This window comes from Gammaproteobacteria bacterium, from assembly GCA_013696315.1.
Classification (GTDB): domain Bacteria; phylum Pseudomonadota; class Gammaproteobacteria; order JACCYU01; family JACCYU01; genus JACCYU01.
This window is the reverse complement of sequence record JACCYU010000146.1, coordinates 1-9,351: the sequence shown is the minus strand read 5'-3', so window position 1 is coordinate 9,351 and position 9,351 is coordinate 1. Positions and strand designations below refer to the sequence as shown.

Sequence of the window (9,351 nt, the reverse complement as noted above, 5' to 3'; positions counted from 1 at the left end):
GACTTACGTACAATACGGCGCCGCCGAGCTGGGTGTGACGGGCAAGGACGTGTTGATGGAGCACGGCGGCGACGGCATCTACGAGCCGCTGGACTTGGGGATTGCCCGCTGCCGCATGGTGGTCGCGGGACGCGAGCACGCGCCGCCGGTGGAGGGCCGCCTGCGGGTGGCGACCAAATACGTCGACTGCACGCGGCGTTATTATGCGCAACAGGGCATGCAGGTGGAGATCATCAAGCTGTACGGGTCCATGGAACTGGCGCCGCTGGTAGGCTTAGCTGATCGCATCGTCGATCTGGTGGACACGGGCAATACGCTGAAAGCCAACGGTTTGACGCCACTTGAACACATCGCCGACATCAGCGCGCGCTTGATTGTTAACAAGGCGGCCATGAAAATGAAGCATGCGCGGGTGAAGCATTTCATCGAGCTGCTGCGCGCGGCGCGCGAAACCGGTCGCCAGGTGACCGATATTTAAGTAACTTACGGACCGCACATGAAATACCAGACCGACGACCTGCGCATCCGGGGCTTGAGCGAGCTCTCTACGCCGCTGCAGATCCACGGCGAATACCCCATCTCGGAGCAGGCGGCAAAGACTGTGTTCGAGACGCGCGAGCAGATTCACCGCATCCTGCACGGCCAGGACGATCGCCTGCTGGCCGTGGTCGGCCCGTGCTCGATTCACGACCCGCAAGCCGCGCTCGACTATGCTAGGCACCTGCTGCCCGTGCGCGAGCGCCTAGCGCGGGAGGTGCTGGTGGTGATGCGCGTTTATTTCGAGAAACCGCGCACCACCGTGGGCTGGAAGGGCCTGATCAACGATCCGAGGCTGGACGGTAGCTTCGAAATCAACACGGGGTTGCGGCTCGCGCGCGAACTGCTGCTGAACCTGAACGACATGGGGATGCCGGCGGGGACCGAATATCTCGACGTAATCAGCCCGCAATACGTGGCCGATCTCATCAGCTGGGGCGCGATCGGCGCGCGCACCACCGAAAGCCAGGTGCACCGCGAGCTTGCCTCGGGGCTCTCGTGTCCGGTCGGCTTCAAGAATGGCACCGACGGCAGCGTACAGGTAGCCGTGGACGCCATCCGTTCGGCCTCGCAGCCGCATCGTTTTCTGTCCATGACCAAGGCAGGACACTCGGCTATTTTCTCCACCGCCGGCAATCGCGATTGTCACGTGATTCTGCGCGGCGGCGCCAGCACCAACTACGACGCGGACAGCATCAACGAAGCTGCCGAACTGCTGGCGAGAACCGGCCTGCCGGCGCGCATGATGGTCGACTGCAGCCACGCCAACAGCCGCAAACAGCATCGGAATCAGATGGAAGTCGGTCAGACCTTGAGCGAACAACTCGCCGGCGGCGACGAGCGCATCATCGGCGTCATGATCGAGAGTCATCTGGTGGCGGGTCGCCAGGATGTGGTCGAAGGCAAGCCGCTGATCTACGGGCAAAGCATCACCGACGCCTGTCTCGGCTGGGAGGATACGCAGCCGCTGCTTGGCCGTTTCGCCGACACCATCCACGCCCGGCGCAGCCGTCTGCGCGCCAGCGCCTGATACAGCCGTGCCCGACATCAGTCGTCTCGATACCGCGCAGGCTGATTTTAAGGTGCGCTTCAACGCGCTTCTGTCAGCCGGTCCGGGCGCCGAGCGCGAGGTGTGGGATCGGGTCAGGGCGATCGTGGACGATGTACGCGCCCGTGGCGACGCTGCGTTGCTTGAATATACCCGCCGCTTCGATCAGTACGAGGTCACCCACGCGCAGAATCTGGAGATCCCGCAGGCGCGTCTGCAAGACGCGCTGGACGCGCTGCCCTCCGCGCAGCGTCGGGCGCTGGAAACCGCCGCCAAGCGCCTGACGGCCTACGCTGAACACCAGAAGCTCGCGCCTTTCGAATACACCGAAGAGGACGGCACGCGGCTGGGCCAGCACGTCACTCCGCTGGATCGGGTGGGGCTTTACGTGCCGGGGGGCAAGGCGGCGTATCCCTCCACTCTGCTGATGAACGCGATCCCGGCTAGAGTCGCCGGCGTGGGTGAACTGATCATGACCGTGCCGACGCCCAACGGCGTGGTGAATGACGTGGTGCTGGCCGTAGCAGCCTTCATGCGGGTGGATCGCGCATTCACGGTGGGCGGTGCGCAAGCCGTCGCCGCGCTCGCTTACGGTACCGAAACAATCCCCGCTGTCGACAAGATCGTCGGCCCCGGCAACACGTATGTCGCCACTGCCAAACGGCTGGTGTTCGGCACGGTGGGCATCGACATGATCGCGGGACCGACCGAGATCATGGTGGTGTGCGATGGACAGGTCGATCCCGACTGGATCGCGATGGACCTGTTCTCGCAGGCCGAACACGAGGAATTCGCCGGCGCCGTGCTGCTGTGCCCGCACAGTGATTATCTGGAGAAGGTCGCTCGGGCCATGGATAAATTACTGCCGACCATGCCGCGCGCCGACATCATTCGCGCCGCGCTGCGCAATCGCGGCGCGCTGGTTCTGGTGCGCGATCTGAATGAGGCCGCGGAGTGGGTCAACTTCGCGGCGCCCGAGCACCTGGAACTGGCGGTCGCCGACCCGGCAACGCTGGCGCAAAAGATCCGCCATGCCGGCGCGATATTCTTGGGCGCTCACAGCCCCGAGGCGCTGGGCGACTACTGCGCGGGCCCCAACCACGTGCTCCCCACCGGTCGCACGGCGCGCTTCTCGTCGCCGCTTGGCGTGTACGACTTCCAGAAGCGCAGCAGCATGATTCACTGTTCACCGCGCGGCGCGGCGACCCTGGCGCCCACTGCCGCGATCCTGGCGCGTGAGGAAGGGCTGGTCGCGCATGCAAAGTCGGCTGAATACCGCACTGATTCGACGCGCCTTAAGCGCCGCTACTGAGTTTCAGACGCAACCTTGCCGTGACCACCCTCAAAGAACTCGTGAGTTATACCGATCGGTTGCTCGACATCGAAGCATTCAGGGATTACTGCCCCAACGGCCTGCAAGTCGAAGGCGGCGGGGAGGTCGAGCGTCTGGTCAGCGGCGTGACCGCGAGCCGACGGCTTATAGAGGCCGCCATCGAGCGCGGCGCGCAGGCGCTACTGGTGCATCACGGTTTCTTCTGGCGCGGCGAAAACCCGTGCGTTACGGGCATCAGGCGCGAACGCCTGCGGCGGCTGCTTGGCGCTGATATGAGTCTGCTCGCCTATCACCTGCCGCTGGACGCGCATCCCGACCTCGGCAACAACGCGCAGCTTGGGCGGCTGCTGGGGCTGACCATCGAGGGTGCGCTCGATCCGCATACGCTGCCCACGATCGGGCTGCTGGGCCGTTTCAACGAACCGACCAGCGTGGATGCGCTGCGCCGCCGCCTGTGCGCCGTGCTGGATCGCGAGCCGCTGCACATCGCGGGAGGCCCCGCCAACATAGAGACGGTCGGCTGGTGCACCGGCGCCGGGCAGGGATTCATCGAGCAGGCAACGGTTCTCGGGTTAGACGCCTACATCAGCGGCGAGATCTCCGAACAGACCGTGCACATCGCGCGCGAGGCCGGCATTCATTATTTCGCCGCGGGCCACCACGCCACCGAACGCTGTGGGCCCAGGGCGCTGGGCGACCATCTGGCGCAGCAGTTCGGGCTGCGGCACGAATTTATCGATATCGACAATCCGGCATGAATCGCGCCCGTTGTGCCCCTCGCCTCCATGACCTGTCCGGAAATGAGTTTGACTCAGTCAAATGCGCGGCGCCGACGCGGCGTGGCGGATACATGTCGCCCCGGCGGAGCTAAAGTTGCGCTTGACGTAAAACCGAACTTGAGCGACCCTACGCGGCTTAGCAGCCGCCTTAGATGCGGCGCTTTTTTTGTGTCCGGGCGCGCCTCAAAATCGATCCGCGGCAGCATTGCCTCGTGTCGTCTTCTAACGATTTGTAGCTTCGAACCGGAGACTTAAAAAATGCCTGACGATGGCGTGAACCCCAAACGACGCCGATTTCTGACCGCCGCGACCGGTGTTGTCGGCGGCGCGGGCCTGGCGGCCGCCGCATGGCCGTTTGTGGCCTCGATGCAGCCCAGCGCGCGCGCGCAGGCGGCGGGTGCGCCGGTCGAGGTCAACATCGGCAAGATCGAGCCCGGCCAACTTATCCGTCATGAGTGGCGCGGCAAGCCCGTGTGGATCATCCGACGCACGCAGAAAATGCTGGACAGCCTCAACAAGGTCGCCTCGCAGTTGCGCGATCCGGAGTCTAAAGTCGCCACGCAGCAACCCGAGTTCGCGCAGAACAAATACCGCTCAATCAAGCCCGAGTATCTGGTGCTGGTCGGCATCTGCACGCATCTGGGCTGCTCGCCCACGTTCATGCCGAAGCCCGGCGCGGGCGGCATGGGCGGCGACTGGCAGGGCGGCTTCTTCTGCCCCTGTCATGGTTCGCGCTTCGATCTGGCCGGTCGCGTGTTCAGAAACGTACCCGCGCCCACCAATCTTGAGGTGCCGCCGTACAAGTATTTGAGCGACACGCGGATTCTGGTGGGGGCGTCCGTGGACGCCGATAACGGCGGCGAGGCCGCGTAATGGCCAAAAGCAGCTTCATGCAATGGATAGACGCGCGCCTGCCGGTTACCGAGAACTGGGAGAAGCACGTCGCGAAGTACTACGCGCCCGCCAACTTCAATTTCTGGTACTACTTCGGCTCGTTTGCACTGCTGGTGCTGGTGATTCAGTTCGTCAGCGGCATTTTCCTGACCATGCATTACAAGCCCGACGCGGCGCAGGCCTTCGGGTCGGTCGAGCACATCATGCGCGACGTCAACTGGGGCTGGCTGATCCGCTACATGCACTCCACGGGCGCCTCGGCGTTTTTCGTGGTGGTTTACCTGCACATGTTCCGCGGCCTCATGTACGGCTCGTTCAAGCAGCCGCGCGAATTGATCTGGCTGATCGGCATGTTCATTTATCTGACCCTGATGGCGGAGGCGTTTTTCGGCTATCTGCTGCCGTGGGGCCAGATGTCGTTCTGGGGCGCACAAGTGATCGTCAACCTGTTCAGCACGGTGCCCATCATCGGCCAGGACCTGGCATTGTGGATTCGCGGCGACTTCAACGTCTCCGACGCCACCCTGAACCGCTTTTTCGCGCTGCACGTGGCGCTGATGCCGATGGTGCTGATCGGGCTGGTGGTCGCGCACATCGCGGCCCTGCACCAGGTGGGCTCCAACAACCCCGAGGGTATCGAACTCAAGAAGGACAAGGCCAACACGGACATACAGCCTCCCGGCAGCGTGCCATTCCACCCGTACTACACGGTCAAGGACACGTTCGGGGCGGTGGCGTTTCTGATCCTGTTCTGCGCTGTGATGTTTTTTGCGCCGGAGATGGGTGGCTATTTGCTGGAACACGACAACTTCATCCCCGCCGATTCACTGACCACACCCGAACACATCGCGCCGCTATGGTATTTCACGCCGTATTATTCGATTCTGCGCGCGGTGCCGAATCCGTTTATCGGCGTCTCGGCAATGGGGGCTGCGGTAGTGATCCTGTGTTTCCTGCCCTGGATCGATCGTAATCCGGTCAAGTCCGTGCGCTATCGCAGCCCGCTGCACAAGCTGAGCCTGGCTCTGTTCGTGGCGGCCTTCCTGGCTCTGGGCTATCTAGGCATGCAGCCCGTATCGACCCTTTCCACCGAAATTTCGGCGCGCCTGGCCAACGTCTATTTTCTGTTCTTCGCCGTGCTGTGGATACACAGCCGCCCGCGCGGCGCGGTAGTCAGCATAGTCTGGTTCATCGCGTTGTTGGGCGCGATCACGCTGTTCGATTACATGTATCGATACTCGCCGGAAAATCTGAATCTGATGGCGACAAGCTGGCTGATCCCGCTGGCGTATCTGGCCGTGATGTTGCTGCTGCCGCTGGTCACGTCGCTGGGCCGGGACAAGCCTGTACCGGCCCAGCTGAAAGTACGGGGCGCCGAAGCATGAGCCGGATCATCAGGAATCTGTTGGTCTGCGCGCTGGCGCTGTCCGCCAACCTGCCGATAGCGGCTTACGCCGCCACCGAAGGCGGCCACACCGAGTCGATCGAGATCGACCTGGAAAACAAGAGCGTGCTGCAGCGTGGCGCCAAGTACTTCGTCAACTATTGCCAAAGCTGTCACTCGGCCACGTATATGCGCTACAGCCGGCTGGCCGAGGATCTGGAGATAGATCCGAAGCTGGTGGAACAGAACCTGATCTTCGGCGATCTGGAGATCGGCGACACCATGACCACCGCGATGCCCGAGCAGGACGCCGCGGCCTGGTTCGGCAACGCGCCGCCCGATCTGACCCTGGTCGCGCGTTCTCATGGCGTAGACTGGCTGTACAGTTACCTCAAGAATTTTTATCTTGACCCCGCGCGGCCTCAGGGTGTGAACAATCTGACGTATCCGGATGTCGCCATGCCGCACGTGCTGGGCGCGCTGCAGGGCTGGCAGAAACCCGTTTTCGAAAAATCTAAAGACGCAAACGGCGAGCGGGTGATCAGTCATCTGGAGCTGGTGCAACCGGGTATCCTTACGCCCGCGGAATACGACCGGCTGGTGCGTGAACTGGTAACCTTCCTCGCCTATGTAGGCGAACCCGCGCTGATGTCGCGCGCGCAAATCGGCACCTGGGTGATCCTGTTTCTGGGCGTGCTGCTCGTGCTGTCGTACCTTCTGAAAAAGGAATACTGGAAAGATGTCCATTGAGACCGCAACGGCGCGCCGCGCGAACACCTTAGCGCAGACCGCGCGATGAACTTCGCCCCGTACGCCTTTGTCGATCATCATTTGATTTTTCCCATTCACACGCGTCGGGTGCTGATCCGGCCACGCTTTGCCACTCAAGTCACCGATCGGAGGATCGCATGGCGTTACTAGCCAGCCGCAGATCGGGGATGACCCTGTTCTCGGATTCGCTGTGCGCGCACAGCCACCGCGCGCGCATCGTGCTCGCGGAAAAAGACATAACGGTCGATGTCGTATACGTGGATCAGGGCAACAAGCCTGAAGACCTGGCCGACCTCAATCCATACAACTCCGTGCCTACCTTGGTGGATCGCGATCTGGTGCTGTACGACTCGCGGGTCATCATCGAGTATCTGGACGAGCGCTTCCCGCACCCGCCGTTGATGGCGGTCGATCCGGTGTCGCGCGCCAAGTCGCGGCTGGCGCTCTACCACATCGAACGCGACTGGTACGGGCTGTTGCCCGAACTAATCGGTGGCGACAAGAAAGCCGCCGCCGCGGCGCGGCAGATCCTGCGGGAAAGCGTGCTCTCGACTGTCGAGCTGTTCAAGGCCAAGCCGTATTTCTTAAGTGACGAGTATTCGCTGGTGGACTGCAGCATCGCGCCCATATTATGGCGCCTGCCGAGCTTTGGGATAGAATTGCCGCCGCAGGCCAAACCCATCCAGCGCTACGCGGATCGCGCCTTCGCGCGCCCCTCATTTCGCGAGAGCCTTTCCGAGCAGGAGCTGGAACTGCATCCTTAAGGGCCGTGGCAATCAGTCCGGAGCGTTCGTTCTATTCAGTATCATGACCGATGCAATGACATCCAGCCGCCCCTACCTCATCCGCGCGATGTATCAGTGGATCGTGGATAACGGCACCACGCCGCATCTGCTGGTGGACACTTCCAGCGACTCTGTGCTGGTGCCACGGCAATACGAGCAAAACGGCAAGATCGTGCTGAATATCGGTCCCACCGCGGTACAACGCCTCACCCTCGGTAATTCCACCGTCACCTTCCACGCGGGCTTCGGCGGTCAGCCCATGAATGTCTCGGTGCCGATCGCGAACGTCCTTGCGGTCTACACGCGCGAGAACGGGCAGGGCATGATGTTCAGCGAGGACGATACGCCGCCGCCTCCCGAGCCTGGCAAGTCCACACCCTCGCGGCCCCGGCTCAAGGTCATCAAGTAGACCGGGACGCGCATGATCGAGGTCATCCGCGGCGACATCACGCAGCTGAAGGTCGACGCCATCGTCAACGCCGCGAACGAATCGCTGCTCGGCGGCGGTGGCGTGGACGGTGCGATTCATCGCGCCGCGGGTCCCGAATTATTGACCTACAACCGCGGACTTGGCGGCTGTCCTACCGGCGAGGCGCGCATTTCGCCCGGCTTCAAGCTGCCGGCAAAATGGGTCATCCACACAGTTGGACCGGTCTGGCGCGGCGGCGAACACGGCGAACCGGCGCTGCTGAAACGCTGCTACCGCGCAAGCTTCGCGCTCGCGCTTGAACACGGGTTAAGCAGCCTGGCGTTCCCCTCGGTGAGCACCGGCGTATATGGTTTTCCGAAAGCGCAGGCGGCCGGCATCGCGGTCGCCGTGATGCGCGAGTTCGAGCAACGCTTCGACCGCATCATCGCCTGCTGTTTCAACGCGGACGACGAGCGCATCTATCGCGCGACGATTTGCCGCGCGCCGGACCGGTTTGAACCGAAGGCCCCTTGTTCGCGATCAAGCGACAGTCGCGGCCAGTAGAGCGGCCACACATAGCGTTCACGTCCTCTCGTAAGCTACGTTTGAAAGGGTTGAGGAAGCCCAAGCAACTGTCATTTCGAAGCGAAGCGAGAAATCTTGCGCCGAGACGAGGCTCATAAATTCAGTCAGTTACAAGATCCTTCCGGGAGCCTGTCCCGAGTGTACTAGAGGGGGGTCGAGATGACAGTGGCTTGATCAGAGGCTCCTTGATTCACAGCACGCCACTGTAAACAATCGATAGAGGGAGCATGACGCTTGCCGCACAGCGTTAGCCTGATCACGACGATCGCAGCGGCCCTGGGCCTTGCGCTCATCATGGGCTTCCTCGCCGCGCGTCTCAAGCTGCCGCCCCTGGTCGGCTACCTCATCGCTGGCGTGATGATCGGTCCCGCGACACCGGGTTTCGTGGCCGACGTGGAATTGTCGAATCAGCTCGCCGAGATCGGCGTGATGCTGATGATGTTCGGTGTCGGGCTGCACTTTTCCTTAGATGATCTGATGGCGGTGCGCCGCATCGCCTTGCCCGGCGCGATTGTCCAGATCATTGTGGCGACCGCGCTCGGTCTGGGTGTGACCCAGTATTGGGGCTGGAGTCTTGGCGCCGGCGTTGTGTTCGGTCTTTCGCTCTCGGTGGCCAGTACGGTGGTACTGCTGAAAGCGCTGGAGAGCCACGGCGTGCTGGAGTCGGTCAATGGCCGCATCGCGGTCGGCTGTCTCATCGTCGAAGACCTGGTCATGGTGCTGGTGTTGGTGCTGCTGCCGCCGCTGGCCGGCTTGCTGGGCGGTGGCCCCGATGCCGCCGTAGGCGCCAGCGATATCAGCCTGCTGCCGACGCTTAGCCTGACGC

Annotated in this window: 11 protein-coding genes; all 11 read left to right on the top strand. The window is 62.6% G+C overall.

Going from position 1 to position 9,351, the window contains the following annotated elements:
- Positions 1-478, top strand: a 478-nt coding sequence (locus tag H0V34_08600) for an ATP phosphoribosyltransferase (GenBank protein ID MBA2491744.1), incomplete at its 5' end; no start/stop codon positions are given.
- 18 nt (positions 479-496) lie between these two features.
- Entirely contained in the window at positions 497-1,567 is a 1,071-nt protein-coding gene (gene aroG, locus H0V34_08595; protein ID MBA2491743.1) for a 3-deoxy-7-phosphoheptulonate synthase AroG, read from the top strand.
- 7 nt (positions 1,568-1,574) lie between these two features.
- On the top strand, positions 1,575-2,897 hold the full coding sequence (gene hisD / locus H0V34_08590) for a histidinol dehydrogenase (protein ID MBA2491742.1): 1,323 nt from the start codon (positions 1,575-1,577) through the stop codon (positions 2,895-2,897).
- 20 nt (positions 2,898-2,917) lie between these two features.
- Positions 2,918-3,676, top strand: coding sequence for a Nif3-like dinuclear metal center hexameric protein (locus H0V34_08585; GenBank protein ID MBA2491741.1), 759 nt, complete (start codon positions 2,918-2,920; stop codon positions 3,674-3,676).
- A gap of 279 nt (positions 3,677-3,955) precedes the next feature.
- Positions 3,956-4,570 (top strand): ubiquinol-cytochrome c reductase iron-sulfur subunit, encoded by a 615-nt coding sequence (petA, locus tag H0V34_08580; protein ID MBA2491740.1) that lies wholly within the window; start codon positions 3,956-3,958, stop codon positions 4,568-4,570.
- Positions 4,570-5,976 (top strand): cytochrome b N-terminal domain-containing protein, encoded by a 1,407-nt coding sequence (locus H0V34_08575; protein MBA2491739.1) that lies wholly within the window; start codon positions 4,570-4,572, stop codon positions 5,974-5,976. Before petA ends, H0V34_08575 begins: the two co-directional genes overlap by 1 nt.
- Entirely contained in the window at positions 5,973-6,725 is a 753-nt protein-coding gene (locus H0V34_08570) for a cytochrome c1 (GenBank protein ID MBA2491738.1), read from the top strand. The genes H0V34_08575 and H0V34_08570 overlap by 4 nt, the downstream gene beginning before the upstream one ends.
- A gap of 158 nt (positions 6,726-6,883) precedes the next feature.
- A complete protein-coding gene (locus H0V34_08565; protein ID MBA2491737.1) occupies positions 6,884-7,510 on the top strand; it encodes a glutathione S-transferase N-terminal domain-containing protein in 627 nt (208 codons plus the stop codon).
- Positions 7,511-7,565: 55 nt separating this feature from the next.
- The gene (locus tag H0V34_08560) at positions 7,566-7,940 is read left to right on the top strand and encodes a ClpXP protease specificity-enhancing factor (GenBank protein MBA2491736.1); all 375 of its coding nucleotides are present in this window, start codon (positions 7,566-7,568) and stop codon (positions 7,938-7,940) included.
- Between the two features lie 12 nt (positions 7,941-7,952).
- Positions 7,953-8,504: an O-acetyl-ADP-ribose deacetylase gene (locus H0V34_08555; protein ID MBA2491735.1), complete on the top strand. Its 552-nt coding sequence runs from the start codon at positions 7,953-7,955 to the stop codon at positions 8,502-8,504.
- 255 nt (positions 8,505-8,759) lie between these two features.
- Positions 8,760-9,351, top strand: a 592-nt coding sequence (locus H0V34_08550) for a cation:proton antiporter (GenBank protein ID MBA2491734.1), incomplete at its 3' end; no start/stop codon positions are given.

Bases quoted from the DNA above. Each gene is read 5' to 3' on its own strand.
- aroG (MBA2491743.1), top strand. From the start codon at position 497: ATGAAATACCAGACCGACGACCTGCGCATCCGGGGCTTGAGCGAGCTC.
- petA (MBA2491740.1), top strand. From the start codon at position 3,956: ATGCCTGACGATGGCGTGAACCCCAAACGACGCCGATTTCTGACCGCC.
- H0V34_08575 (MBA2491739.1), top strand. From the start codon at position 4,570: ATGGCCAAAAGCAGCTTCATGCAATGGATAGACGCGCGCCTGCCGGTT.
- H0V34_08570 (MBA2491738.1), top strand. From the start codon at position 5,973: ATGAGCCGGATCATCAGGAATCTGTTGGTCTGCGCGCTGGCGCTGTCC.
- H0V34_08565 (MBA2491737.1), top strand. From the start codon at position 6,884: ATGGCGTTACTAGCCAGCCGCAGATCGGGGATGACCCTGTTCTCGGAT.
- H0V34_08560 (MBA2491736.1), top strand. From the start codon at position 7,566: ATGACATCCAGCCGCCCCTACCTCATCCGCGCGATGTATCAGTGGATC.
- H0V34_08555 (MBA2491735.1), top strand. From the start codon at position 7,953: ATGATCGAGGTCATCCGCGGCGACATCACGCAGCTGAAGGTCGACGCC.